This window comes from Marinobacter sp. F3R11 (genome assembly GCF_003318275.1).
In the GTDB taxonomy this organism is placed as follows: domain Bacteria; phylum Pseudomonadota; class Gammaproteobacteria; order Pseudomonadales; family Oleiphilaceae; genus Marinobacter.
Genome location: NZ_QOCH01000015.1, coordinates 80,818 through 107,206, shown reverse-complemented (window position 1 = coordinate 107,206; position 26,389 = coordinate 80,818). Strand labels below are relative to the sequence as shown.

At 53.7% G+C, this 26,389-nt stretch carries 26 protein-coding genes; 15 read left to right on the top strand and 11 right to left on the bottom strand.

The features are described 5' to 3' along the window. Position 1: 1 nt before the first annotated feature. Together DS878_RS08900 and DS878_RS08895 are read right to left on the bottom strand one after the other, a co-directional pair. Positions 2 to 565, bottom strand: a complete 564-nt coding sequence (locus DS878_RS08900; RefSeq protein ID WP_113815629.1) for a KdsC family phosphatase — start codon at positions 563 to 565, stop codon at positions 2 to 4. 12 nt (positions 566 to 577) lie between these two features. Continuing rightward, the gene (locus DS878_RS08895; RefSeq protein WP_113815628.1) at positions 578 to 1,558 is read right to left on the bottom strand and encodes a KpsF/GutQ family sugar-phosphate isomerase; all 981 of its coding nucleotides are present in this window, start codon (positions 1,556 to 1,558) and stop codon (positions 578 to 580) included. A 325-nt stretch (positions 1,559 to 1,883) separates the two neighbouring features. Between DS878_RS08895 and DS878_RS08890 the strand changes: the two genes are divergently transcribed. From DS878_RS08890 to DS878_RS08840, 11 genes are all read left to right on the top strand, one after another. Beyond that, positions 1,884 to 2,696, top strand: coding sequence for an ABC transporter ATP-binding protein (locus DS878_RS08890; protein WP_113815627.1), 813 nt, complete (start codon positions 1,884 to 1,886; stop codon positions 2,694 to 2,696). Next, positions 2,693 to 3,475, top strand: coding sequence for a lipid asymmetry maintenance ABC transporter permease subunit MlaE (gene mlaE / locus DS878_RS08885; RefSeq protein WP_113815626.1), 783 nt, complete (start codon positions 2,693 to 2,695; stop codon positions 3,473 to 3,475). Before DS878_RS08890 ends, mlaE begins: the two co-directional genes overlap by 4 nt. A 34-nt stretch (positions 3,476 to 3,509) precedes the next feature. Beyond that, positions 3,510 to 3,959: an outer membrane lipid asymmetry maintenance protein MlaD gene (gene mlaD, locus DS878_RS08880; RefSeq protein ID WP_113815625.1), complete on the top strand. Its 450-nt coding sequence runs from the start codon at positions 3,510 to 3,512 to the stop codon at positions 3,957 to 3,959. 73 nt (positions 3,960 to 4,032) lie between these two features. Continuing rightward, positions 4,033 to 4,644 carry a phospholipid-binding protein MlaC gene (locus DS878_RS08875; protein WP_113816626.1) on the top strand — a complete coding sequence of 204 codons (612 nt, stop codon included), beginning with the start codon at positions 4,033 to 4,035 and terminating at the stop codon, positions 4,642 to 4,644. After that, on the top strand, positions 4,641 to 4,949 hold the full coding sequence (locus tag DS878_RS08870; protein ID WP_113815624.1) for a lipid asymmetry maintenance protein MlaB: 309 nt from the start codon (positions 4,641 to 4,643) through the stop codon (positions 4,947 to 4,949). The genes DS878_RS08875 and DS878_RS08870 overlap by 4 nt, the downstream gene beginning before the upstream one ends. A gap of 25 nt (positions 4,950 to 4,974) precedes the next feature. Continuing rightward, positions 4,975 to 5,217, top strand: a complete 243-nt coding sequence (locus tag DS878_RS08865) for a BolA family protein (RefSeq protein WP_113815623.1) — start codon at positions 4,975 to 4,977, stop codon at positions 5,215 to 5,217. Positions 5,218 to 5,245: 28 nt separating this feature from the next. After that, a complete protein-coding gene (murA, locus tag DS878_RS08860; RefSeq protein ID WP_113815622.1) occupies positions 5,246 to 6,508 on the top strand; it encodes a UDP-N-acetylglucosamine 1-carboxyvinyltransferase in 1,263 nt (420 codons plus the stop codon). Positions 6,509 to 6,537: 29 nt separating this feature from the next. Further along, positions 6,538 to 7,176 (top strand): ATP phosphoribosyltransferase, encoded by a 639-nt coding sequence (hisG, locus tag DS878_RS08855; protein ID WP_113815621.1) that lies wholly within the window; start codon positions 6,538 to 6,540, stop codon positions 7,174 to 7,176. Positions 7,177 to 7,205: 29 nt separating this feature from the next. Continuing rightward, positions 7,206 to 8,516: a histidinol dehydrogenase gene (hisD, locus tag DS878_RS08850; protein WP_113815620.1), complete on the top strand. Its 1,311-nt coding sequence runs from the start codon at positions 7,206 to 7,208 to the stop codon at positions 8,514 to 8,516. Next, a complete protein-coding gene (gene hisC / locus DS878_RS08845; protein WP_113815619.1) occupies positions 8,509 to 9,561 on the top strand; it encodes a histidinol-phosphate transaminase in 1,053 nt (350 codons plus the stop codon). Before hisD ends, hisC begins: the two co-directional genes overlap by 8 nt. A 100-nt stretch (positions 9,562 to 9,661) precedes the next feature. Then, positions 9,662 to 10,405, top strand: coding sequence for a Nif3-like dinuclear metal center hexameric protein (locus tag DS878_RS08840; RefSeq protein WP_113815618.1), 744 nt, complete (start codon positions 9,662 to 9,664; stop codon positions 10,403 to 10,405). Here DS878_RS08840 and DS878_RS08835 read toward each other — a convergent pair whose 3' ends face one another. Next, positions 10,406 to 10,834 (bottom strand): YhcB family protein, encoded by a 429-nt coding sequence (locus tag DS878_RS08835; RefSeq protein ID WP_113815617.1) that lies wholly within the window; start codon positions 10,832 to 10,834, stop codon positions 10,406 to 10,408. Positions 10,835 to 11,042: 208 nt separating this feature from the next. Here DS878_RS08835 and zapE point away from each other — a divergent pair, with 208 nt between their 5' ends. The 4 genes from zapE (at position 11,043) to DS878_RS08815 (ending at position 18,513) form a co-directional block, all read left to right on the top strand. After that, the gene (gene zapE, locus DS878_RS08830) at positions 11,043 to 12,164 is read left to right on the top strand and encodes a cell division protein ZapE (protein ID WP_410003477.1); all 1,122 of its coding nucleotides are present in this window, start codon (positions 11,043 to 11,045) and stop codon (positions 12,162 to 12,164) included. Between the two features lie 253 nt (positions 12,165 to 12,417). Beyond that, positions 12,418 to 14,265, top strand: a complete 1,848-nt coding sequence (locus tag DS878_RS08825) for a DUF1302 domain-containing protein (protein WP_113815615.1) — start codon at positions 12,418 to 12,420, stop codon at positions 14,263 to 14,265. A gap of 33 nt (positions 14,266 to 14,298) precedes the next feature. After that, entirely contained in the window at positions 14,299 to 15,660 is a 1,362-nt protein-coding gene (locus DS878_RS08820) for a DUF1329 domain-containing protein (protein ID WP_113815614.1), read from the top strand. Positions 15,661 to 15,822: 162 nt separating this feature from the next. After that, positions 15,823 to 18,513: a LuxR C-terminal-related transcriptional regulator gene (locus tag DS878_RS08815; protein ID WP_113815613.1), complete on the top strand. Its 2,691-nt coding sequence runs from the start codon at positions 15,823 to 15,825 to the stop codon at positions 18,511 to 18,513. A gap of 24 nt (positions 18,514 to 18,537) precedes the next feature. Here the strand turns inward: DS878_RS08815 and DS878_RS08810 are convergent, their stop codons facing one another. The 8 genes from DS878_RS08810 to coaE all read right to left on the bottom strand — a co-directional run bounded on the left by DS878_RS08810 (position 18,538) and on the right by coaE (position 26,388). Then, positions 18,538 to 19,443 (bottom strand): acyltransferase, encoded by a 906-nt coding sequence (locus DS878_RS08810; RefSeq protein ID WP_113815612.1) that lies wholly within the window; start codon positions 19,441 to 19,443, stop codon positions 18,538 to 18,540. 37 nt (positions 19,444 to 19,480) lie between these two features. Next, positions 19,481 to 20,395 (bottom strand): glucosaminidase domain-containing protein, encoded by a 915-nt coding sequence (locus DS878_RS08805; protein WP_113815611.1) that lies wholly within the window; start codon positions 20,393 to 20,395, stop codon positions 19,481 to 19,483. A 174-nt stretch (positions 20,396 to 20,569) separates the two neighbouring features. Further along, a complete protein-coding gene (locus DS878_RS08800; RefSeq protein WP_113815610.1) occupies positions 20,570 to 21,130 on the bottom strand; it encodes a YfaZ family outer membrane protein in 561 nt (186 codons plus the stop codon). 123 nt (positions 21,131 to 21,253) lie between these two features. Then, positions 21,254 to 21,442, bottom strand: a complete 189-nt coding sequence (gene yacG / locus DS878_RS08795) for a DNA gyrase inhibitor YacG (RefSeq protein WP_113815609.1) — start codon at positions 21,440 to 21,442, stop codon at positions 21,254 to 21,256. Positions 21,443 to 21,499: 57 nt separating this feature from the next. Then, entirely contained in the window at positions 21,500 to 23,860 is a 2,361-nt protein-coding gene (locus DS878_RS08790; protein ID WP_113815608.1) for a response regulator, read from the bottom strand. Between the two features lie 42 nt (positions 23,861 to 23,902). Then, on the bottom strand, positions 23,903 to 24,646 hold the full coding sequence (tsaA, locus tag DS878_RS08785; RefSeq protein ID WP_113815607.1) for a tRNA (N6-threonylcarbamoyladenosine(37)-N6)-methyltransferase TrmO: 744 nt from the start codon (positions 24,644 to 24,646) through the stop codon (positions 23,903 to 23,905). Between the two features lie 49 nt (positions 24,647 to 24,695). Then, positions 24,696 to 25,796 (bottom strand): hypothetical protein, encoded by a 1,101-nt coding sequence (locus tag DS878_RS08780; RefSeq protein WP_261977710.1) that lies wholly within the window; start codon positions 25,794 to 25,796, stop codon positions 24,696 to 24,698. Then, positions 25,789 to 26,388: a dephospho-CoA kinase gene (gene coaE / locus DS878_RS08775; RefSeq protein ID WP_113815606.1), complete on the bottom strand. Its 600-nt coding sequence runs from the start codon at positions 26,386 to 26,388 to the stop codon at positions 25,789 to 25,791. Before coaE ends, DS878_RS08780 begins: the two co-directional genes overlap by 8 nt. Position 26,389: the final 1 nt, after the last annotated feature.

The following is a 26,389-nucleotide window of genomic DNA, read 5'->3' as shown; positions in this document are numbered from 1 at the left end:
GTTATGGTTCCAGATAGGGCGTCAGGGTTGTCTCAAGGTTACCTCCGGCTGTTAGCAGAAGATCACAAAGCTCTCGTACTGCGCCATGGCCTCCGTTAACCCGGGTGCAATAATCTGCATATTTTCTCACCAGCCAGTATCCGTTTGGAACTGTCACCCCGAGGCCAGCGTAGCGAATTGCCGGCAGATCCGGCAAATCGTCGCCCATATAAGCAATTGTGTCTGGTTGGATATCCAGAGTACTCACCAGTTCCTGCAAGGCGGTTTTTTTGTCTTCGCGCCCCTGCATCAGATGGGGAATCCTCAGATCTCTCATGCGTTTTTCGGTAAGTGGTGAGCTGCGCCCGGTAATGACGGCTACCTCGATTCCTGTTGCCATGATTTGTTTCAGCCCCAGTCCATCGAGAATGTTAAAGCCTTTAAGTTCATCGCCTTCTGCACTGAAGTAGATTTTTCCGTCGCTCATGATTCCATCAACATCCAGAGCAACAAGTTTGATGCGTGCAGCTTTGGCCAGCAGGGTTTCCGTCCAGCTTTCTTCCAGGGGGCTATGCAGGCTGGTCATTGAAATGGCTCCTCAGAGCACGCCGGCGCGCAGCAGGTCGTGCATGTTTATTGCGCCAACCAGAGCGCCGCTCTCGTCAACAACAGGGAGTGCATTGATTTTGAGTTCGTCCATAATGTTCAGTGCTTCTGCCGCCAGCTGATCGGACTGTATGGTTCTGCCGTTCCGTGTCATTACGTCCCGCATAGGCGTGGTGTGAACATCGATGGATTTGTCCAGTGTGCGGCGCAGGTCCCCGTCGGTAAAAATGCCGGTCATTGCGCCTGTGGCGTCTACAACGGTGGTCATGCCCAGGCCCTTGCGGGAGATCTCGAGTAATGCGCCGCTGAGCGTGGTGTCTTCAGTTACGGTGGGTATGCGATCGCCAGTATGCATGATGTCGGCTACACGCAGCAGAAGTTTCCGCCCCAGGCTGCCGCCGGGGTGAGAGAATGCAAAATCTTCTGCACTGAACCCCCGGGCTTCCAGTAAGGCGACCGCCAGGGCGTCACCCATGACCAGGGTTGCAGTTGTACTGGATGTCGGCGCCAGACCGAGCGGGCAGGCTTCAGCTTTAACACTCACGTCCAGGTTTGCTACAGCTTCTTGTGCCAGTGTGGAGTCCGGGTTGCCGGTCATGCTGATCAGCGGAGCGCCCATACGCTTGATAAGCGGGAGAATGGTAACCACTTCGCTGGTGTTGCCGCTGTTGGAAATGGCAATCACAACATCCTGGCTGGTAATCATGCCCATGTCGCCATGGCTGGCTTCCCCGGGATGAACAAAAAATGACGGTGTTCCTGTGCTGGCAAAAGTAGCCGCGATTTTGTTGGCAATGTGGCCGGATTTCCCCATGCCTGTCACCACAACCCGGCCGCGACATGCCATGATCACTTCGCAGGCTCGTATAAAATGGCTGTCGATACGGTTTTCCAGGGCGCTGATCGCATCGCGCTCAATACGAATGGCCTGGAGTGCGGGAGTTCGGAAGTCGTAAGCTTTAAATTCAGTCATCGGACGAATGGCCTGCTTTCTCGTTGACGCTTTGTATTTAAAAAACGGGATTGCGCTTGGGTTGGCGGAGTATAACATTTCCCGCGACCTGAGCAGTCTGGTTACGGCATGTTCATCAGAGAGTTAATGAGAGAATTGTCAGGGTAGTTCAGTGAAACTGATCATTGCTATCAATACATTTTGGGCTCAGGCGATTGAGCTTACGAGCTCCTTGGCATAATGTAGCCGCTCTCTGAGAGCCAAGGGCCATTTGTGATATTCCTGCACAATAGCGCCCGGGGCACCGGGCTGTAAGCTAAAGGTTATGGGCTGAAAGGTAAGAACTATGGGTCTGCGCTCGTATATTTCATTGAAGGACGTTGTATTCTCCCGTTCCGGGCGCCGCATTTTCAATGGCGTTTCCATGGAAATTCCCCGTGGGAAAATTACCGCCATCATGGGGCCCAGCGGTACCGGGAAGACGACACTGTTACGTCTGATAGGGGGGCAGCTGCGGCCGGACTCCGGCAGCATAATGGTGGATGGCCACTCAGTTCCGGATCTTCGCCGCAAGGAACTTTACTCGTTGCGGGAAAAAATGGGCATGCTTTTCCAGAGCGGGGCCTTGTTCACAGATTTGAGTGTATTTGAGAATGTGGCTTTCCCCATGCGGGTGCACACCAAGCTGCCGGAAGACATGATTCACGACATAGTTCTGATGAAGCTTGAAGCTGTTGGCCTCAGGGGGGCACGCAATCTGATGCCATCTGAGCTGTCTGGCGGTATGATCCGGCGTGTTGCTCTTGCCCGCAGTATTGCGCTGGACCCCGAGCTGATTATGTATGACGAGCCCTTTGCCGGGCAGGATCCGATAGCCATGGGTGTGCTGGTGAAGCTGATCCGTGATCTTAACAGCTCTATGGGGCTCACCAGTGTGCTTGTTTCTCATGATGTCAAAGAGTCCCTGAGCATCTGTCACTACGCTTGTATCGTTGCGGATGGCAGAATAATTGGCGCAGGTACTCCGGCCGAGTTGGAGAACCACCCGTCTGAACAGGTGCAGCAGTTTTTGCAGGGGCATCCAGACGGTCCCGTGCCGTTCCATTATCCGTCCCTGGCCGCAGCTGAAGATTTCGGGCTTGCAGGAGGTGTTTCTTGATGGACAAAATTGCGGCCCTGGGGCACAGCGGAATCAGTATGGTCATCTCTTTTGGTCGTGCGGGCCGCTTTCTCGCCGGGGTGCTGTCAGGAGTTCCGCGTCCGGTAACCGGTTTTCCGCTATTAATGCGACAGCTTTATTCCGTAGGCGTGTTGTCGCTGGCTATTGTCGTTGTGTCCGGTTTGTTTATCGGCATGGTGTTGGGCCTTCAGGGTTACACCATTCTCAGTGATTTTGGCTCCGAGGCCGCCATAGGGCAGATGATTGCGCTAACCCTGGTGCGTGAGCTCGGGCCAGTAGTCACGGCTTTGCTGTTTGCCGGGCGTGCAGGTTCGGCGCTGACAGCCGAGATTGGGTTGATGAAAGCGACCGAGCAGCTGTCCAGCATGGAAATGATGGGGGTGGACCCCCTGCGAAGAGTTATTGCTCCCAGGCTTTGGGCCGGCTTTATTGCCATGCCGGTACTCGCGATCATTTTTTCCATGGTCGGTATATGGGGTGGCATGCTTGTGGGAGTGGAATGGCTCGGGGTATTTGAAGGTTCATACTGGGGAAATATGCAGGCCTCTGTCGACTTCCGGGACGATGTGGTAAACGGCGTTATCAAAAGCGTTGTGTTCGGTTTTGTCTGTGCCTGGATTGCGGTTTACCAAGGGTACGACTGTGTACCTACATCAGCAGGAATCAGCTCAGCTACCACGAAAACTGTCGTGTATTCTTCGCTGGCTGTACTGGGCCTGGATTTTGTACTTACCGCCGTAATGTTCGGCAACTTCTGATCAACGATTGACGAAATAACACCGGGAGCCGGTAATGAAACAAAGAACAACGGACATCACAGTTGGCCTGTTTATGCTCGCCGGGCTGGCTGCGCTGCTCTTTCTTGCGCTGCAGGTAAGTGGCTTGTCACCGAAAGCAGCCGAAAGCACCTATACCGTATATGCAGACTTTAATGACACGGGTGGCATTACACCCCGGGGCAGGGTGTCTATGGCGGGCGTCACGATTGGCACTATCGACTCGGTAACCCTGAACAAGGAAACCTTTCAGGCGCGGGTTGCCATGTCCATACACAGCGATGTGGATAACATTCCTGCGGACAGCGCAGCAGTAATACGTACATCCGGACTGCTGGGCGAACAGTACATTGATATATCCATTGGTGGTGAAATGGAATCGCTCAAGCCGGGCGACACATTTTATTCCACTCAGTCCGCCATGAACATCGAACGGCTTATCAGTAATTTTGCGTCAGGCAAATAAGCCGGTTTTGCGAAAGAACAGGAGAACTCAGGTGATTGCGTTAACACAACGATACTTTCTTGCTCTGACATTGATGGCATTTTATGTGACATCGGCACAGGCGGGGCCGGAAGAAGACCTGCTGCACTATGTCGATGACAATACCCAGCGACTGGTAAAGCAACTTAATGCTGAGCGGGGGCTATATGAAGAGGATCCCGAAACTTTTTACCGGAATATGGACGATGCTCTGGACGGTTTCGTTGATTTTCGCCGGATCGCTGCACGGGTGATGGGGCGATATGCGCGCCAGGCGACACCGGAACAGCGGAATGAGTTTGTGGGCAGATTCAAGCGTAGTCTTTTTGACAGTTACGCTCAGGCACTTGTGAACGCGGAAGATTTCAGCATCAATGTCAACGATGCCACCATCAACCCGCAGGACGATAACCGTGCCTCGGTGGCTATGGAAGTGGTAACAGCCTCTGGTAACCGGCACGCAGTTACCTATTCCATGTACCGGAAGAACGGTGGCAAATGGATGATGGAAAATGTGATTGTTGAAGGGGTTAATATCGGTCTTTCGTTCCGGGATCGTTTTACCCAGGAAATGGAGGCCAGTCGGGGGCAGGTTCAAGTTGTGATCGACGGATGGAGTGATGCGGTAAAATCCCTTAATCTGGAAGATGAAGTGAATAACTCATGAGCGCGGAAGCTCCAGCCGTTCAGCTACAGGATGGGGTGCTCATGGTTTCCGGACCAGTCGATACCCGTTCAGTCATACAGCTCCGGGCAGAAGGGGAGCAGCTGATATCTGCTGCCAGTGGAAGCCTTGTGGTTGATCTCAGTGGCTTATCCACGACTCATAGCGTTGCCCTTTCCATGCTCTTGTGCTGGAGCCGGCTGGCTGAAAAACAGGGCCTTTCCCTGTCTTTCAGGAATGCACCTGCCCGTCTTGTATCTCTTGCTGCTTTGAGCAATCTCGAGGATTGGTTACAATCCCGCCCCTGATTTAAAAAATTTCCGAGGAATTACTATGGACGCCACCGAAGTCACCGAGCTGGTCAAAGAAGCACTGCCCGATTGCGAGGTGCAGGTACAGATCGACGGTAGCCATTATATGGTGGTTGTTATAGGTGATGTTTTCGAAGGCCTGTCGACCATCAAGCGGCAGCAACTGATCAACAAAGCGCTATTCCAGAAAGTTATGGATGGCACTATTCACGCCCTTCACCCTAAAGCGTTTACTCCGGCTGAGTGGGCTGCGCGCCAAGGCTGAACTGCTCGCACACGACAGGACTACTATTGTGGACAAACTCTTGATCCGAGGCCGTAAGCCTCTGGACGGCGAAATCCGGATTTCCGGTGCAAAAAACGCAGCCCTTCCAATTCTTGCTGCAACCTTGCTGGCGGATGAGCCGGTTACCGTAGGCAACCTGCCGCATTTGCACGACGTTACAACCATGATCGAACTTCTGGGTCGCATGGGCGTTGAACTGATGATTGATGAGAAAATGAGCGTTGAGATTCACGCCAATACCATCAAGCATTTCCACGCTCCATACGAGCTGGTGAAAACCATGCGTGCATCTATCCTGGTGCTTGGGCCGCTGGTCGCGCATTTTGGCGAGGCTGAAGTGTCTCTGCCAGGAGGCTGTGCTATCGGTAGCCGTCCAGTAAATCTGCATATTCAGGGCCTTGAGCAGATGGGCGCGGATATCAGAGTGGAAAACGGATACATCCGGGCGAAAACAAATGGCCGCCTGAAAGGCGCGCACATCCTCATGGATACGGTGACGGTAACCGGCACTGAAAACCTGCTGATGGCAGCAACCCTGGCTGATGGCAAAACCATCCTCGAAAACGCTGCCCGTGAGCCGGAAGTAGTGGATCTGGCCGAGTGCCTGATTGCCATGGGGGCGAAGATCACCGGGCACGGCACCTCGACCATAGAGATTGAAGGTGTTGAACGCCTGCATGGCTGTCACTATAACGTGCTGCCAGACCGTATTGAAACGGGCACCTATCTGGTTGCTGCCGCCGCGACCGGCGGCCGGGTCAAGCTGAAAGATACTCGTGCAGACCTTCTCGATGCAGTGTTGCTCAAACTCGAAGAGGCTGGTGCCCGGATCACTTCGGGCCCCGACTGGATCGAGTTGGATATGAAAGGCCAGCGTCCGAAAGCGGTCAATATCCGAACGGCACCTTACCCTGCTTTCCCGACGGATATGCAGGCTCAGTTTGCTGCGATGAACGCAGTAGCAGAAGGTACCGGCACCATAATCGAGACGGTGTTCGAGAACCGCTTCATGCACCTGCAGGAACTGACCCGCATGGGCGCGGATATAACCCAGGAAGGCAATGCTGCGATTATTAAAGGCGTTGATCACCTGACAGGCGCACCTGTTATGGCAACTGACCTGCGAGCTTCCGCCAGTCTGGTTATCGCAGGTCTGGTGGCAGAAGGCGATACCATTATCGATCGTATTTACCATATTGATCGTGGTTACGAGTGTATCGAAGAGAAACTGCAGTTGCTTGGCGCGAGTATCCGCCGCCTGCCAGCCTGACAGACACAAACGGGAAACCGGAAGGACGCATGACAGACTTCATTACCATCGCCCTGTCGAAAGGGCGAATCCTGGATGAGACATTGCCGCTGCTGGCGGAAGCCGGGATTGAACTGATAGACGATATCAAGAAATCCCGTAAGCTGGTGTTTCCCACCACAGACCCGAACGTGCGGGTACTTATTATCCGCGCGACGGATGTTCCGACCTATGTTCAGTATGGCGGTGCTGATCTGGGTGTGACGGGTAAGGATGTGCTGATGGAACACGGCGGGGAAGGACTGTACGAGCCGCTGGACCTCAACATCTCCCGCTGCCGCCTGATGACCGCTGGCCCCAAGGGTGAAACCCCGCCTGCCGGGCGAATCCGTGTAGCTACCAAGTTTGTGAACCTGGCCCGCCGGTATTATGCGGCACAGGGGCGACAGGCAGATATTATCAAGCTATATGGTGCTATGGAGCTGGCGCCGATACTCGGGCTGGCCGATGAAATTGTCGATATTGTGGATACTGGTAATACCCTTAAGGCCAATGGCCTTGAGGCCCGGGAATTGATTGATAACATCAGTACCCGGCTGGTGGTGAACCGGGCATCCATGAAAATGAAGCACGAGCGTATTAACCCCATCATTGAGAAGATGGCGGCTGCCGTCGAAAAACGCAGATAGAGTTCGTAACCCAAAGCAGGACGTGAGAAATGACCGTTAACATCAAACGATTGAACGCTTCCCAGAGTGACTTTGACAGCGCACTGGCCACATTGCTGGCATGGGACGACAGCGTTGATCATCAGGTGAACGAGACGGTGCGCCATATCCTGCACGAGGTGAAAACCCGTGGTGACCGGGCAGTACTGGAGTTCACGGAAAAATTTGATCGTCTGGACGTTACCAGCGTTGCGGAACTGGAAATGAGCCAGAACCGCCTGCAGCAGGCCCTGAAGGGAATTCCGGAAGATCAGCGCATCGCGCTTGAACACGCGGCCGCCCGTGTTCGTGACTATCACGAACGACAAAACCAGAAATCCTGGCAGTACCAGGACGAAGACGGCACAGTGCTGGGCCAGAAAGTAACCCCTTTGGATCGCGCCGGCCTTTATGTGCCTGGTGGGAAAGCAGCTTATCCATCCTCCGTTCTGATGAACGCTATCCCTGCGAAAGTTGCCGGTGTCAGCGAAGTCATTATGGTGGTTCCCACCCCGGATGGCGTTGTGAATGATCTGGTACTGGCTGCGGCAGCCATTGCAGGCGTCGACCGGGTGTTCACGATCGGCGGTGCCCAGGCTGTTGGTGCTCTGGCTTACGGTACGGAAACCATTCCGGCTGTAGATAAAATTGTTGGCCCGGGTAATATCTTTGTCGCAACAGCGAAACGCGAAGTCTTTGGCACTGTCGGTATAGATATGATTGCAGGGCCGTCGGAAATCCTGGTGATTTGCGATGGCAAAACCGATCCGGACTGGATTGCCATGGATCTGTTTTCCCAGGCAGAGCATGACGAACAGGCTCAGTCCATTCTTGTCAGCCCCGATGCGGGTTTCCTTGACGCCGTCGAGGCAAGTATTAACAAGCTACTGCCAACCATGGAGCGCGCCGATATTATCCGCACCTCCATGGCCGACCGGGCGGCCCTGATTCAGGTTGCCGACCTCAGCGAGGCCGCAAAGGTTTCGAACCGGATTGCTCCGGAGCACCTGGAGTTGTCGGTTGAAGATCCGGAAACCCTGCTGAAAGAAATCCGCCACGCTGGCGCCATTTTCATGGGGCGATATACCGCCGAAGCTCTGGGTGACTACTGCGCTGGCCCGAACCACGTGCTGCCTACCAGCGGAACGGCCCGCTTCTCATCACCATTGGGCGTCTACGACTTCCAGAAACGGTCATCTATTATCGGATTCAGCGCTCAGGGTGCTGACCGGATGGGGCGCGTTGCATCGGTTCTGGCGAGAGGCGAGGGGCTAACAGCTCACGCACGTTCAGCGGAATACAGGGTTAAAAGCGATGAGTAAGTTCTGGAGTCCTTTGGTCAGTAGCCTTGTACCCTATGTGCCCGGCGAACAGCCCAAAATTGCGAATCTGGTGAAGCTGAACACCAACGAAAACCCGTTCGGCCCCTCACCAAAAGTCATAGAGGCCATACAGGCAGAGCTCAACGATAACCTCCGCCTCTACCCGGATCCGGAGGGGGAAAGTCTGCGCAAGACACTGGCCGACTACCACAGCGTAAGGCCTGAGCAGGTTTTCCTGGGCAACGGCTCGGATGAGGTTCTGGCCCACATTTTTCACGCCTTGTTCCAGCACGGAGAGCCTGTTCTGTTCCCGGACGTAACCTATAGCTTCTATCCGGTTTACTGTGGCCTCTACAACATCGAAGGCAAAACGGTTCCCCTCACGGACAGTTTTGAGATTAATCCGGAAGATTACAGGCAGCCAAATGGCGGAATCATCTTTCCGAACCCCAATGCGCCCACTGGTCGTTGTTTGGAGCTTGAACACATAGAGTCGATCCTCCGGGCTAATCCGGACCGCGTTGTAGTGGTTGACGAGGCCTACATAGACTTCGGTGGCGAAACCTCTATATCCCTTGTGGATAAATATCCTAATCTTCTGGTTTGCCAGACACTCTCCAAAGCCCGTTCACTGGCTGGTCTTCGCGTGGGGTTTGCCATTGGTCACCCGGATCTGATTGAAGCCCTGAACCGCGTTAAAGACAGCTTTAACAGCTACCCGCTGGACAGGCTTGCACAGGCAGGCGCAAAAGCCGCTTATGAAGACGAAGCCTGGTTCCAGAAGTCCTGTAAAGGCGTGATTTCTGAGCGGGAGCGCGTGACAGAAAGTCTGAAAGGTCTGAACTTTGAAGTTCTGCCCTCAAAGGCCAACTTTGTTTTTGCCCGTCATAGAGAAAAGTCTGGTGAAAGCCTGGCGAAGGCGCTCAGGGAGCAGGGCATTATCGTTCGCCATTTCAACAAGCCCAGAATCAGCGATTTTTTGAGAATTACCATTGGTACTCCCGACCAGAATGATGCGTTGATTGCAGGGCTTGAGTCTCTGTAACCAATCGAAGTCCGAGAGAGGCTTGCGGGAAGAAGCGTNNACGCTTCTTCCCGCAAGCCGGTAACTCCGAAATACAGGTTTTGTCAGGAGGGAAACGCAAATGGCTCATCGTGACAGTATTCTTGCGAAGCTGAATGAGTGGCTACAGCCAGAAAACTTTCAGGACTACTGCCCGAATGGATTGCAGGTTGAAGGCAAGGGCGAGGTAAAAACCATCATCACCGGTGTGACCGCCTCCCGCGCGTTAATCGAGGCAGCCATCGCCGCCAATGCCGATATGGTAATTGTTCATCACGGGTATTTCTGGAAAGGTGAAGACCAGCGCATCCAGGGGATGAAGCGCGATCGTCTCAAGCTGCTTCTGGATAATGATATTAATCTGCTCGCTTATCACCTTCCTCTGGACGACCATCCCGAATACGGCAATAACCGGCAGTTAGCTGACATTCTCGGTATCCGGAATCCGCGCCAGTTAAACGGCCTGGTCTGGGAAGGTGAGCTGCAGGAAGCGATGAGCCCCGAGCAGTTCGGGTTACACATCGCCAGAGCACTCCACCGTGAACCGCTGGGAGTTGGCGAGGGTAAAGCAAGGATTGAAAGGGTGGGGTGGTGCACCGGCGCTGCCCAAGGATTTATTAATACAGCGATAGATGCAGGCCTCGACGCCTATATCAGTGGTGAAATTTCCGAACCGACTACCCATACAGCACGAGAGTGCGGCATCCACTACTACGCTGCAGGCCACCACGCAACAGAGCGTTACGGGGTGGCGGCAGTCGGTGAAGCATTAAAAAGGGAGTTTGCTGTTAACCACCGGTTTATCGATTGCGATAACCCGGTGTGATCAGGCCTCAGTTGCCTTATCGCCTTTTTTAAGCCCGAAGTCTTCAGAAAGAGTCCCGGAAGTCTTGGGAGCATAGTCCCTTGGTGGCTCTACGCCATCCTCACTGACTTCCTCAAGGCGCTTGCGGGAAGTTTCCTCTGCCAGTTCGGCCATCCAGTCTTCATCATTACACAGGCGATTCGCTCCACGAGCCATATGCTGGTTAACGTCGCGGTATGCATCATTAAACCGGCGCAGCAGGTGGGCCGATTCCATAAAGTGTTCGTTCACCTGGGCCTGGTAACGGGTGTATTCGTTGCGCAGTTCCTCTACTTTCTGTTCCGCACGGCGCTGTCGAAGGGAAGACCCTTGCCCGGAGCGGCCAACGAGTGCCCCGATGACAATGCCAACAATCAGTGCGGCAATCGCTGCCAGAATCAGGTTTGTCATATGCTGTGTCGTCCTGTTGCCTGAAAAGTGAACCAATCCGTGAGGAGCAGTATAACGCTCGTAGCCTCATCAGCCCATGCTTGCGTGTTGCGCCAATCGTCGTATTGCCCCTGTGGCCCTTCAGCGTGGCGAAAAAACCGGAAATACGCGATAATACGCCGCCCCGAAATCAACGATCAGACCCTGGGATTCCCTGATGACAGCTTCTATGCCTTCTGAAACGACTGCACTCCAGACACCCTGGCAGCGCTACCAAGCGGATCTTGAACGCCCGGATTTTCACAGGGATGCCGCGCAAGCTGATGCCGTTCAGCGTCTTCAGACACTTTACGACAAACTCGTGGAGGCGGAAAGCGAACGCGGAAAAGCAATGGCGAAATTGCGGCGCAAGTTGAAAAACGGAAGAGAAGAACCCGTTAAAGGTCTGTATTTCTGGGGTGGAGTTGGCCGTGGCAAAACCTACCTGATGGATACTTTCTTTGAGTCTCTGCCCTTTAAACGCAAAATGCGCGTGCATTTTCACCGCTTCATGCAGCGGGTTCATCAGGAGCTTGAAAATTTCAAAGGCGAAAAAAATCCGCTGAACCTGGTGGCGAAAAGATTCGCCGATGAAACCCGGGTGATCTGCTTTGATGAGTTCTTCGTGTCAGACATCGGTGATGCCATGATTCTTGCAACCCTTATGGATGGGTTGTTCAAGCGCGGTGTTACTTTGGTGTGTACGTCCAATATTGTTCCCGATGGCCTCTACAAAGATGGTTTGCAGCGGGCGCGTTTTTTGCCCGCCATAGCGCTGGTGAAAAAATATACCGACGTTGTTAACGTCGATGGCGGTGTCGATTATCGCTTGCGGAGCCTGGAGCAGGCTGAGCTCTACTATTCACCTCTGGGTGAACATGCGGATGCCTCCCTTCGAAAAAGTTTTGACGCGCTGGCACTTGAAGCAGGCAAGCACAGTAAATCCATGGAAATTAATGGCCGTAAGATTCCGGCACAGGCCCATGCAGACGACGTAGTCTGGTTTGATTTTAAAGATGTGTGCGACGGCCCCCGTAGCCAGAACGATTACATTGAAATGGCACGTCAGTTTCATGCGATTATCATCAGCAATGTTCCTGTGCTGGGAGGAGATAAGGACGACCAGTCACGCAGGTTCGTGAACATGATTGACGAGTTCTATGACCGCAATGTGAAAGTTATTATTTCCGCAGCTGTCCCTATACCGGAGCTCTATTCCGGCGGTCGTCTGAGCTTCGAGTTTGAGCGTACAGAATCGCGGCTTCTGGAAATGCAGTCGCAGGAATATCTTGAGGCTCCACACAGACCCTAGCGAAAAAAAGCTATCAAAAGCAAAGTGGTTGCATCCGGAATTGTTGTCTATAGTGGTTTTGAGCGAGTAAACCCGGCATTGATCGGGGTGGTGAGCGGGTAGTGAGCGCAAAATCATACTTTTGACTGATCAAAGCGCTGGACAGCGTTAGCTATAGTGCCTACATCACGAGCACTGTGCATGAAGCCTCCAATACTTCGTGAATACCAATAATCAGAGCAGCGACTCAGAACAACAATGGAGTAGCCTTCCAATGACAAGAAAAAAACATCAATGGCAGCGTTGGACAAGATTACCGCTTGCTGTGGCAGTGGCGGCCGGAATGTCCGGTCACGCATCTGCATATTCTTTTTACCTCGGAGATGTCGAAGCCCAGTTCAATACCACGCTCTCCGCAGGCGTAGGCTGGCGAGTTTCAGATCAGGACAAGCGTCTGATCGCCCAGGGCAATCTGGGGTCTCAATACGCCAATACTACCCAGGGTTCCTCCACCAACAACTACGATGATGGCAACCTGAACTTTGACAAGGGCGACACCTACTCCAAAATTGTCAAAGGCAACAGTGAGCTTTTCCTTAACTACGATGTTGACGGCGACATGCTTACCCGAGTTGGCGCATTGGTCCGGGGCCGCTACTGGTACGATTTTGAACTGAAAGACGAGAGTCGCGCTGTTGACGATGTGGGGCAAACCCGTGAGTTGAACAGTCAGGTAAAAGACAATGCTTCCGGTGGTGAAATACTGGACGCCTATATATTTACTGACTGGTATCTGGGTGACGTCCCCCTGAGCGTTCGCTACGGTCAGCAGGTTCTGAGCTGGGGTGAGAGCACCTTTATTCAGGGCGGGATCAACACAATCAACCCTGTGGATGTTCCAGCGTTCCGGGCCCCGGGGTCCGAGTTGAAAGACGCGCTTCTGCCGGTTGAAATGTTTTATATGTCCGCAGGTGTGACCGAAAATATTACGCTGGAAGCCTTTGTTCAGACTGACTGGGCTCCGGTCCGTCCGGATGATTGCGGTACTTTCTTCTCCACTAATGATTTTGCAGGAGACGGCTGTGGCCCGGTGCTTCTGGCTGGGCAGTTGTCAGATTCTCAGGCTTATTCTCAGGGTTTTATAGCCCCGCGACTGGGTGATGTAGAGGCAGACTCAAAAGATCAGTTCGGTGTGGCCATGCGCTGGTATGTGCCGGCCCTGAATGATTCCGAGCTTGGCTTCTACTACATCAAGTACAACAGTCGCCTGCCGTATGTGAGTGGAACCATCAAGGAGGCAGGCGGTAACTTCCCGTCATACTTCATTGAGTATCCGGAAAATATCAATCTGTATGGCATCAGCATCAACACCAACACCCCGGGGGGCTGGTCTCTGGGAGCGGAATACTCCTATCGTGACAATGTGCCACTGCAGTGGAACGCATTTGAGCTGATTTACGGTGGCCTTCAGCTAGCCAATCCGCTTGACGGCACTCCCATAAGTAAGCTGGAACAGCAGCGCCTTGAAGAGGCCGGCGGGGTGCTTGCACCGGGTTCGAGAGTATCGGGTAACGACCGTTTTGGTGTCTCCCAGGCTCAGTTCACGCTGATCAAGTTCTTCGATCAGGTAATGGGCGCAAGCCGCTTGTCTCTGATCACGGAATTTGGTGCAACCTATATTCACGACCTGCCAAGCCTGGATGAGGCCCGTTATGGTCGTTCGGGCACCTTTGGCATAGGGACTCTGCCAACGGAAGTTGGGGGGACTATCGTTGATGTGTGTACAGCAGTGAACATTAACCCCAGTAACTGTACTAACGACGGGTTCACAACAGACTTTTCCTGGGGGTATCGTACCCGCCTGGTCTGGAGCTACCCCAATGCATTTGCCGGTATAAACCTGTCTCCTCAACTGGCATGGAGTCATGATGTGGAGGGGTATAGCCCGCAGCCTGGCGGAGCCTTCAATGAAGGTAGCAAGGCGCTTGGTTTATCTCTTGAGGCGGTCTACCAGAACCGAATTACCGGTAATATCGGTTACACGAACTTTTTCGGCGGCAAACCATATAATGAGCTGACGGATCGTGATTTCGTGACTGCCAGCGTTTCTTATTCATTCTGAACCGCCGAGAATTCGTATAACGAGGTAACGTAAATGAAACTAAACAAAAAAATACTGGCCACGGGCATACTGGCGGCGAGTCTTGTTACAAGTCAGGCATGGGGTGCGGTTTCTGCCGAAGAGGCAGCCAAGCTGGGTGATTCACTGACTCCTATGGGGGCTGAAAAGGCGGGTAATGGTGGAGCTATCCCTGAATGGACAGGCGGCCTTACAACTCCGCCTGCGGGTTACAAGGGTGATGGTATCTATATAAACCCTTTCCCGGATGATAAGCCCAGCTTCACCATTGATCAGAGCAATGTTGCGGAATACGCTGATCATCTGTCGCCAGGACAGGTTGCAATGATCAAGCAGTATCCAACCTATGTGCTGCCGGTCTATGACACACGCCGTACTTCGGCTTACCCGAAAGACATCATGGATCAAACGGTCTCGAATGCCACCACTACCGAATTGATCAAAGACGGTAATGGTCTGGCCAACTACGAGAATGCAACGCCGTTTCCGATTCCACAGAATGGTCTGGAGGTAATCTGGAACCATATCACTCGTTATCGTGGAGGCTCTGTACAGCGTAACGTGGGGCAGGCAACTCCGACGCCGAACGGTGCTTTTTCCATCGTCAAGTTCCAGGATGAGTTGAGCTGGAGAAGTTATCTGCAAGATTACAGTCCGGATGAGGATGCCAACGTACTCTTCTATTTCAAACAGGCCATTACAGCTCCTGCCCGCCTGGCCGGTAACGTGCTGTTGGTTCATGAGACGATCGATCAGGTAGCTGAGCCACGCCGGGCATGGGTTTACAACGCGGGCCAGCGCCGTGTGCGTCGTGCCCCTCAGGTAGCATACGATGGGCCGGGTACCGCCGCTGACGGCATGCGTACCTCTGATAATTTCGACATGTTCAACGGTGCACCTGACCGGTACAACTGGGAACTGCTTGGCAAAAAGGAAATGTATATCCCATACAATTCCTACAAGCTGGTTGATCGTAGCCTGAGCTACGACCAGATTATCAAGGCAGGCCATATCAATCAGGACTATACCCGCTACGAACTCCATCGCGTGTGGCATGTGCGTGCAACCCTGAAGGAAGGTGAGCGTCATATCTACGCCCAGCGCGACTTCTACATTGATGAAGATACCTGGCAGGCGGCGGTTGTCGATCACTATGATGGTCGCGGTGAACTCTGGCGTGTGGCGGAAGCTCATTCCATGCAGTTTTATGACCAGATTGTTCCCTGGTATGCCATTGAAACCCTGTATGACCTTCTGTCTGGCCGCTACCTGGTTCTGGGCCTGACAAACGAAGAGGTTGACCCTTATCAGTTTGGTGTTCAGCGCCAGTCCAGAGATTACACTCCGGCTGCTTTGCGCAGAGCGGGCACCCGATAGACGGGTAAACTGATTGACTGAAACGGCGGGCCCTGGCCCGCCGTTTCTTTTTTTAGATAAAAAACTGCCGCCGGATAAACACCTTTCACGTCAAAACTTTGCAGCCAGCCCCTCAATTGGTTTAACCTCCTCATTATACTAAAGGCGTATTCGGGGCAGTCTGTGAAATCAGTCCATGATGGCTTTGCAGCCAATGACGAGTTCCAATCAGCAAACAATGGGCTCAAGCGGGGTGAACTCGTAAGAGATCTGCTCAGACAGAGGTTGCAGGTACCTGCACTTCCGGCTCAGTCGCTGGAGCGTCCTCATCTGAATGCATTGATAGCTGACGCATTAACTCCGGGAGGTGTGATTTTCGTAGAAGCCCCTTGCGGATATGGTAAGACCCATACGGTAGCTATGGGGATTCAGGCAGCTGGAATCGCCGGTGAAAATGTCCGGTGGCTGACGCTGAATTCTCAGGATAACGGGCCTGCCAGGTTTCTCAGCCTGCTGTCAGTTGCGCTGGATATTCCCGAGTCCTCGGAGAGCAGTCTGCAAGGAGGAGCTACATTCCCTGACGCCCTTGCAATCATGCTCATGGGGCTGAAAAACAAGCCGGTGCAGAGTCGCTCCGTACTGGTCCTCGATGGCCTTCAGCATATTACAAATCCGGCAGTCATTGCGTTACTGCAACAGCTTATAGCTGATATACCTCGTGATTTTTCGATCGTCATGCTTTCAAGGCAGTCATTGCCCTATGAGACACACGCGCTGGAACTGGAAAACCGGTTTACCCGTATTGGTGCCGAAAAACTGGAGTTCAGCCGAAGTGAAACCTTTGAATTATTCAGTGATATTCTGGGGAATCAGCAGCTAACCAGTGTCGCAATTGATCATTTGTACGATCTTACCGAGGGCTGGCCCACTCCGCTGGCGCTCTACCGCCGGGATATCCTGCAAAGTTCTGAAAGGTACACTGTTGCAGAAACGCCCGGTGTTGAGCGGTTTCTGAAAGAGTCCGTGCTGGGCAGCCTGGCGCCTGGCCAGATACGTTCCCTGAGGATCATGTCTGAGCTTGGGCTTTGTTCTGATGAGCTGGTTCAGGCACTAGACTCTTCTTTGATTCCTGATGGCGTTATGTTGCCTTCCGAGGCCTGTGAGCGGGGCTTGCCTGTCAAGATCCTGCCGGGTTGGGGGCGTTGGTATCGCCTCAACCCACTGTTGATGGAGTGGCTGAAATCCCCGGTAATGGCGGGTTATGCTGACAGGATGCTGGCAGCGAGTCGCTGGTTTGGTAGTCGCAATCAGTTCCCCGAAGCCTTGAAATACTCGTTATTGGCTGGTGATGTAGAAGAGGTGATCCGTATTGCATCTGAGGGTTCTGAGGCACTTTTGCTGGGGCAGGATACGGCTTCGCTGCTGCGTTTACGTAAAAGCCTTCCGGCGCAGCTACTTGAGCGCAGCGCCAGATTGAGGATTGTTTATAGCTGGGTGCATGCCATTGGAGGTCAGTTCCGCCAGGCTCAGGCGCTGATTGACGGTATGGATCCTGCCAGCCGCAAAGAGCATGAAGCACGGATCTGTGCTCTCAGGGCGTTTATTGTGCGTGGTGAAGGTCAGGTCGCGCCAGCTCTTGAGCTGGCGGAACGTGCTCTTTCTGGCCGGGAGCTTTCAACTCAGGGGCAGCTGGTCACGCAGATGGTTCGCGCCAGCGCGTTTTGTGCATCCGGGCATTTCACAGAAGCCAGGGAAGCCAATCGCGCTGCAGCCCGACTGGCCAGAGAAGCGGGTGACTCGGGTTCAGAAGCGCTGGCGGTCTACGCCCATGCCCGGATTGAGCTGGGAAAAGGGGCTCTCAAGCACGCGGAACAGTTGCTTCGAACCGGTCTGGACACCGTAGTGCAGGAACTGACACGGCCCGCCCGCATAGGTGAAACCCGGCTTCAGCTAAACCTGGTTCTTGTGCTCTGGCACCAGGGCCGGGACGCGGAGGCGGATCGCTTGTTGATGACCTGCGGGCGCCATGCGGAGCAGACCCGGGATCTCGGGCTCTTACTGGCTATGGCTATCCGGGTGTTGATGTGTCGCTCTCAGGGGCGTCTGGAAGACGCGTTTGTATGGATTGGAAGAGCCGAACGCACCATGCACACCTGGCAGGTAGATGAATCGCTTTATGTTCCAGTTCTGGAGGCACTGAAAGCCAGTTGCTGGCTGGCTCAGAATCAGCTCGAAAGTGTGGCTCAGGCTCTGGCAAAACTGCAGCCATACCGTGACGCCGGATGTGTGCCTGAGCTGTTCCCGATGATGCCCGGGTTGCTGGATTGCCTTCAGGTGCGGCTGGATCTCGCGCGGGGTGAACCTGTAAAAGCCCGTGAAACCCTTGCTGACGCTCGGAAGCGTCATAGTGAGAATACTCCATGGGTTGTTGATATCCACATACGATTGCTGGAGGCCATACTTGTCAGTGAGGAAAAGGGCCTGGCGCCAGCGCAGAAGATTCTTGCATCGGTAGTCTCGGAGGCAGAAAAGGAACACTTCGTTAGTCCATTTGCTGAACTGAAGCTTGAGCTGAAGGATCTTATGGAGAAGGCGTACAGCCAGTTACCAGAGACACCCTTCAGGGATGTGTTGGGCCGGCTGTTTGGAATATCCATAGGAACGCAGCCTGCGATGCTTGCGGAGCCGATCAGCGACCGCGAGCTGGGAGTGCTTGAACTCATCGCTAAAGGACTATCAAATCAGGAGATCGCGGATACGCTGCATATCTCGCTGCATACCGTCAAAACTCACGCCCGGCGCATAAACGCTAAACTGGAAGTGCGTTCCCGTACCCAGGCAACAGTCCGTGCCCGGGAGCTGGGGTTGCTGTAGAGCTGGGTATGGCCTGCAATTGCGTCAGGCAGCACTCTCGCTTTTGATTTGTTCGATGCGGGCATCCTTATCTTTCCAGAGCTCTCCCACCCAGCGCTGGAATTCCACCCGGGTTTCCCGGCTGTTCTCATAATCCATTCCAAGAAATTGCTTCGGAATTTCCCGAACCTGAATATCGATCACAATCCTGCGGATGCGACCGCACAGATAATCCCAGATGCCTATACGCTGCTTGCCCGGGTAAACAATGGTTACGTCCAGCATGGTATGCAGCATCTCGCCCATGGCTCCCAGAACGAATGCCGTGCCGCCTGCTCGTGGTTTGAGCAGGTGTTTGTACGGAGAGTTCTGGCGCTGATGTTTGGCCGGCGTGAAGCGGGTTCCTTCCATAAAATTAAATATGGTTACTGGCGTATAGCGGAACTTTTCGCACGCAGCCTGGGTGGCGGCAATATCCTTACCTTTCAATTCAGGCTTCCGGGCAATTTGCTCTTTGGTATGGCGGTGCATGAATGGAAAATCCAGTGCCCACCAGGCAATACCTAACAATGGAACCCAGATAAGTTGCTTTTTGAGGAAAAATTTCAGTAAGGGAACTCGGCTATTGAGCACATATTGTATGGCGGGGATATCAGCCCAGCTCTGGTGGTTACAGGTAATGAAGTACCATTGGTCATGGCTGAGATATTCGGCACCCCGCACGTCCCAGTCCAGCCTGTGGAGCAAGTCCATCACCATGTTGTTGACCCCTATCCATAGCCGGGCAATGTTGTTAAGTACCACTGTGCAGGCTTTGCGGGTGGCTGTTACCGGAACCAGGAGCTTAAGCAGCGCAAACAGGATAAGGAACGGAAACAGCACGAGGGTGTTCAGCAGTATAAACAGAGCCGCCAGGATTCCCTTCAGCGGCGCAGGCAGAAAATCAAGCATGCGGGAATGTCTCAGGTTATCAGGGGTTAATCGGAGATCAGCTCTCGGCCGAAGCGTCAGTGCTCTGGCCTGGCAGAAGGGCATTTTCGGCATTTGCGGATGCCAGTTCCTTCAGGTGCGACGGGCTGCGATCGCTTAAAATTTTTCTGAACTCAATGTCGTAGAATTCCAGGTTGTTATAACGGATCATCGAGCGAATTTCATTAACATATTCTTCGCCGCGCTCAGAATAACTGATTAACCCACGGGCAAGGGCAAGCCCGGAAAGCGGGGTGCCGGCTTCTCTGTCATCCAGACGAGTGTCCCGGAGCCCCTGATAGCTTGCATGTCGGTTCAGGTTCTGAATATAGGCTCGTACAGAGTGGTATGGCGATGCGAAGGAGGCTACTTCGTGGCTGGCACCGTCTACGCGACTCTGTGGCACCAGGCCGCAGCCTTTGGAGAAGCACCACTGGCCAAACAGGTTGTTTCCGTGACGAGCAAAGCGAGACGTTCCCCAGGCAGACTCGTTTGCAGCCTGGGCCAGAATCAGAGAGGGAGGGATAATGTCCAGGCGCTTTCTCAGCAGGAAAAGTTGTTCCGGGCTGCCGGGCTCTTCCTCAACACGCAGTCGTTTTGCTTGGGCAGCGAGCCAGGCATATTCTTTTGCCGACAGCGAATCTTTTCTGGTGAGGCTGTCCAGATAATCCCGCTCAATGAGGATGCGGGAGTTGGCAAGTACAATGCGTGGGTACAAAAATGAAAAGAAAGCTACCTTCTTTTCAGTGGCGTCCTGGTAGTCAGAAAAATCCGGCAGATCCTCACGGGCCCAGGCAGGCAAAGGAGGTAACGAACTCAAGGCTGGCTCCGAGCCGGTGTTGTCATCATTCACCGAAGGCACATGAATTCCCCCTCCGATTGCAAAGGCAAGCAGCGGAACGGCAAATATGAGCGAGCGCATTGCGGCAGACATAGAGCCTCTCTTTATAGCCTGTCAGTGCCCGGCAGACAGGTATATCTGAATAATGTATGAGTGATTATAACAGGTTGTACGAATGGGGCTGTGTAAGGTTGTGAGTTTCAGGAAAGTGAGAGAAGGACAGGAAAAGGGCGCCCCGGGGCGCCCTGTAAAGCTGACGAACAGGCCTTAGAAGAAAATCTTCATGCCAGCCATAACGCCTTCATCAAGGTTGATATCACCCCGGTACGGCTCGTCAAGTTCGGTGTTCAGGTAGCGGTAACCGGCAAAAAGTTCAGCGTTGCGGATAACCCGATAGCTGGCGCGCAGCTCAAGGCTGGTCAGCTCTTCGGAGTCTCCAAACGAGAGAATTCTGGGTGCATAGTGCAATCCGCCGGTGAACGAAAGGCCCGGAACAGCCGGGATGTTCACTGTGGCAAAACCACCCAGGCCCACTGCGCCGCCATCAACATGGTCGTCATCCCATCCTATGGCGCGCAAGCCGATACCGGCGGTAGTGGGCAGGTTGCCCAGGGCGGTACGACCCTGAGCATGAAAATCCACGTTGCCAATATGACGGCTGCCTTCATGATAGGTGTAACCGGCGCCAAGCTGAAGATCGTTGTTGGTGCCGAAGAAGTTTACCTGGCCTTTTACGGAATCGCTGGTCAGGCTCAGATCCACGTCGCTGGCAAAAGCAGGGGCAGCAGCGAGGGAAAGAACCAACACGGAAATACGGGATGCTTTCATTCTTTTACCTTCTTGATTGCGGGGCGGTATTGATTGTGAGGGAATGGTAACGGGCTACCCTGGGTACCACAACTTACAAGCGTGTAAGTCCATTGTAAGCTTGCACGGGGGTGCTTGTGGTATTCAGTGACGCGTTGTTTCGCCACCCTGGTCCAGATCGTCCGGAGACGCATTTTCCGCAGGAACCCGGTACTCCTCGTTGGCCCAGGCTCCAAGATCAATCAGTTTGCAGCGTTCTGAACAGAATGGTCGAAAAGGGTTTGCATCCGTCCATTCTACGGTTTTTTTACATGTGGGGCATTCTACGTTCATGGAGACCTTTCGAATCCGTGTGTCGAGTCGGCAACTGCCGCGGGCAGCTTTGTGGCGTTATACAGGAGCCTTTGCAGGAACTCCGTGAGCGTATTGTTCCAGTACTGCACGTAGCATTTCAATATTGACAGGCTTGGCAACAAATGAATCCATGCCAGCCTGGCGGCAACGCTCTTCATCTTCTTCCATTGCGCTGGCGGTAAGGGCGACGACAGGCACCCGTGATCGCTTTCGGGTTTTCTCCCATTCCCGTAAGCGGCGGGTGGCCTCAAAGCCGTCAACTCTGGGCATCACGCAGTCCATAAATATCAGATCAAAGGGATGCCATTGCCATAGGCTGGAGGCTGCCTCACCATCATTTGCCGTCATCACATCGCACCCCAGCTTTTCCAGTAGCCTTCGGGTCAGCGTACGGTTTACCGGGTTATCTTCTACCAACAGCACCTTCATGCGACGAGATGTGAGTTCGCGGCGTTTTTCAGTATCGTCACCGGCCTGCAGAGAAAAACGGGTAAGAAAACACCGTTCATCTTTAGTGGCATCTTCAAAGAGCTTGTTCAGAATTGGCGTCAGGCAGGATTCTCGCAGGGACTTACTCAGAAACGCATCCGCTCCGGCCTGTCGGAAATGTTCCGCATCGCCGCGTTGAGGGTTGGATGAGAGAATCAAGAGGCGCATGCCGGCCCATAAGGGGTTACTGCGAATCTGACGACACAGCAGGTCGCTGTCCATGTCTGGTAAAAAGCCGTCGAGGATAATGGCGTCAAACGGCTCCATATTGTCGAAGGCCAACCGTAGCGATGTGAGGGCCTCCCCCGCAGATTTTACAGCTTCGATATGTGCATCATGGCGGGATAGCATTTCCAGCGTTATCTTGCGGGAAAGCTCGTAGGAATCGGCTACCAGTATGCGTTTGCCTTTCACCAGACGTGTATCCGGGCGCAGGCGGGAGGTGTTTTCCGGGGCTACCGGCAACGTCAGTTCAACCCAGAATGTGGAGCCGCCGCCAGGTTGGCTTTCCAGGTCCAGAGAGCCTTGCATGAGGTTGACGAGTTGCCGGCAGATGGTCAACCCAAGCCCTGCGCCGGGAAGCTGGCGCTGGAATCTCTGGCCTAGCTGCACATAGGGTTCATATACCAGGGGTATATCTTCCGGGTTGATGCCAATGCCTGTGTCTTCAACTGCCAGGCGCAGCCGGACTTTCTCCTCCCGGCGCCCCAGCACTTCAATGCTGATCAGCACGTGCCCGGAATCAGTAAATTTTATGGCGTTGGAAACCAGGTTCAGTAAAACCTGGCGTACCCGGACAGGGTCGCCCCGTAAAGCCCAGGGAAGCTCTTCATCAATACGTAACTCCAGTGCCAGCCCTTTTTCCCGTGCCCGGTCGCCCAGCATGTGTACCAGATCGTTCAGGGTTTCTCTCAGGTTGAAGGGGATGTCTTCAAGCACAAGTTTCTCAGCTTCCATGCTGGATATATCCAGCAGGTCGTTGATGATGGCCGAGAGGCTTTCCGAGGCATTGAGCAGCGTGTGTACGTACTCGCTCTGCTCCTGATCCAGCGGCGTATCCGTCAACAGATTGGCATAGCCGAGAACGGACTGAAGGGGGGTGCGTAGTTCATGGCTTACATTGGCGAGAAACTGGTTCTTTGCGCGGTTGGCCCGGATGGCCTCATCCCGTTCGCCCTGGGATTGAATGGTGGTTTGCCGGAGGGAGCGTGTATCTTCCAGAATCTGCAGGCGCATTTTGTTCAGTGCATGCTCCAGCTCTGAAAGTTCATCTGGTTTGCGCGGTGGTTTGCGCCTTAGCTTCAATGGCTCTACCAGTGCATCCAGATTCAGCCGGGCAGCATAATCTGCCATGGTTTCCAGATGGCGTGAGAGGGTGAGGCGAACAATGACGACCAGCCCGAGGGTACCCAGCATTACCACAATCGACTGGAACAGCAGGTTTATCAGGGCGCCGTTACGCAATTCTGAATAAACCTGCTCGATTGAGGAGGTGATGGTCAGGGTGCCCATATCTTCCGGGCCGTGAAAGGTGGAGCGGTTGAACACCAACGGGAAGGTTTGAGAAATAACCCGGCCTTCAGGATGGCTGCCAGTGCTGAACTGTTCCCCGGTGGAGGTGGTAACGCTGGCGTAATCAATGGCTTCAACCGTACGCATGTCATCCAGGCTGTTAGCCACTTCGCTGAAATTCATCAGCCATATGTTGTTGCTCATAGCTCCAGAAACAAGCCCGGCGGCACGCTTCTGGGTTTCCTGGAGATCAGCCTTGCGGCGCTCAAACTCGCCGATCATCTGTACGCCGGTGGCGACCAGAGAAATTACCAGGCTGAACATCAGAACATACGCAAGCAACCGCATAGCGAGCGGTCGAATACCTATGCGTGTGAACATTCGATTTGAAGGCAATGAAGGAATTCCCCGTTTTGACTACTTAATCGTCAACGAAGTCTAACAGACCGTCAGCACTTCGACACTTTTCTGTGAATGATCGCTCATGAACCGGAATCGAACGTTGAGATCGTACAGATGAGCACCATATATGCGCTCCTCGTCTCGGCCTCGCCGGAAGGAGGGGCGGGGGTCGTAGCTCACAATGTCCGTAATCAGTAGTTTCAGGTCGGGATACTGCTCCGGTGGAAGCCTGGCAAGCTGAGCCTCGGCTTCTGGCAAAAAACTGACTTCCAGGCGTTCAGTGGGTGCCGATTCAGCCCAGCCCAGCCCAGCGTCCGCTACAGCATCTGCAAATGGCAGATACGGTTTGATATCCAGTACTGGCGTGCCTTCAATCAGGTCATGATCACTTATCTGGAGTGCTAGCTGGCCATCTTTGCGGACAAGCCCCTGGTTACGCACGACAGATAACCCGAGGCTGTTGGGCCGGAAAGGCGAACGGCTGGCGAATACGCCAACTTTACGGTTGCCTCCCAGGCGCGGCGGGCGAACTACAGGCCGCCACTCGGCCCGGACAGCTTCGTGAAACTGGAATATCAGCCACAGATGACTGGCTGTTTCCAGACCGCGGAATGCGTCTTCCCGGTCATAAGGCGGCTGGATAAGCAGATCGGCTCTGGCATAACGGGTCAGCCCAGGCTGGCGAGGAACCCCGAATTTGTCTTTGAAACAGGAGCGTGTGATGGCTATGGGAGCAAGGGTCAGAGCGTCTTCGGCAGGAATAGAAGGGTGTCTGGGCATGGGTCCTGGTTCACACTGAGTGGTTGAGGTTTAAAAGCGGGTTTTTATGCTAGAAGTCGCGGTTAATGCTACCGGAAAAAAACATTTCTACTCGAAAAAGAACTGAACCCTGATCTTTAAAACTCTCCTCTCTGGGGAAAGTCAAAGCCGGGATTACTTCGGCAAACAACCAGTCGCTATGTAGCCTGTAACGCCAGGTAAGATCGGCGAATACAGACGTGGTCCGCCAGCCAGGTTTGCTCTCGCCGAGAACGCCTATGCGTGGGGTAAGCGTTGATCGATTGTTGAGGCCTTTGCTGGTGCTGAAAATTTGCGAAGCAACAAATTCGCTATCGCTGTGCACCCATTCAAGTTCAGAAGAAGACCAGAAGCGCCAGCCATTACCAATATCCCTGCTGGCGCTGAACCAGGTGCGGGCACCCCAGCCATCCTGATGGTAGTAGTAAAAGCGCTGCTGCACACGCACTGACCAGTCAGCATTCGCTCGCCAGCGTTTTTCAGCAGTGGCACGCCAGAAGGCATCCGGAGGAAAGTGGAGGCGGACACCTATGTCGTTTGACAGGTTAATGGCATCGCCTATTTGTGAGAGGTACCTGAAAGCACCTGTCATAGTTCCGGTAGTGCGGTCAGGCTCCGTGAGTTGCCGGTCACGCTGGCGTTCTTCCAGAGGAATGAGTTCGTCGCTTTCACTTTCAATAACCAGGCGCAGTTTGCGCTTTGTGGTCGGTACATCCAGGCGGAAACGAACCTCCGGCTCGAACTGGGCTGGATCGCCGTATTCAGATTCAGTAGCGAAGCCCAGGCGCAGGTAGCTTTCGTTATGTGGGAGATCATGGGTCTCGCCGGAAAGGGTTCTGTCTGCCCACTGCCCGAAGGACTGCACTTTTGGGCCCTGAATACGCTCCTGGCGCAGAATGAAATTGCTGAAGCCTATCCAGTAGGAGTCGTCAGGTTCAGCCCAATACTCTTCAGGCTCGAACGTATAGAACGACAGCGGCAGTTTTGCCGGGGCCAGAGTCTCCGGTATTGAGTGTTCCCGTATCCTGAACACAGGCTCCATGCCGTAACTGTTTGCGCTGATGAAGAAACATGATGCGGTTGTGATCCAGGCAAAAGCAGAGCTACTTTTCAGGCGAAAATGTTTAGCCAAAGTCCACCATGAACTTTTCATGCAATGCGCGAACCTCGGCAGCAACTTTATCTGTGGGTTGGCTGTTATCAATTATGGCATGAGCCTGAGCGATACGTTGTTCCCTGGGCAGTTGCGCGGCAATAATCCTTTCAACCTGCTCCCGGGAATTCGTATCCCGTGCCATGGTGCGCTCAATCTGCACATCCACCGGAACATCCACTACCAGTATTCTATCAACCAGTTTGTGCTGGTCGGTTTCCAGCAGCAGGGGAGACACTAACAGAACATAAGGCAAACAATAGTCGGTGGGGTGAAGCTGGCGGATCAACTCTTCACGGATGATTGGATGTAACAGTCTTTCAAGCCAGGCTCGTTGCTCAGGCTGCTCGAAAATAATCTGCCGGAGACGTGCCCTGTCGAGAGCTCCTTCTGCGGTGAGAATATCCTGCCCGAAGTGGTCGGCTATAGCGGCCAATGCTGGCATGCCAGGCTCTACCACTTCGCGGGCCACATCGTCTGCATCCACCCAGTGGACGCCAAGATCTCCGAACAGACGGACGATCGTGGATTTACCAGATCCTATTCCACCTGTGAGCCCGATAATGTTCATT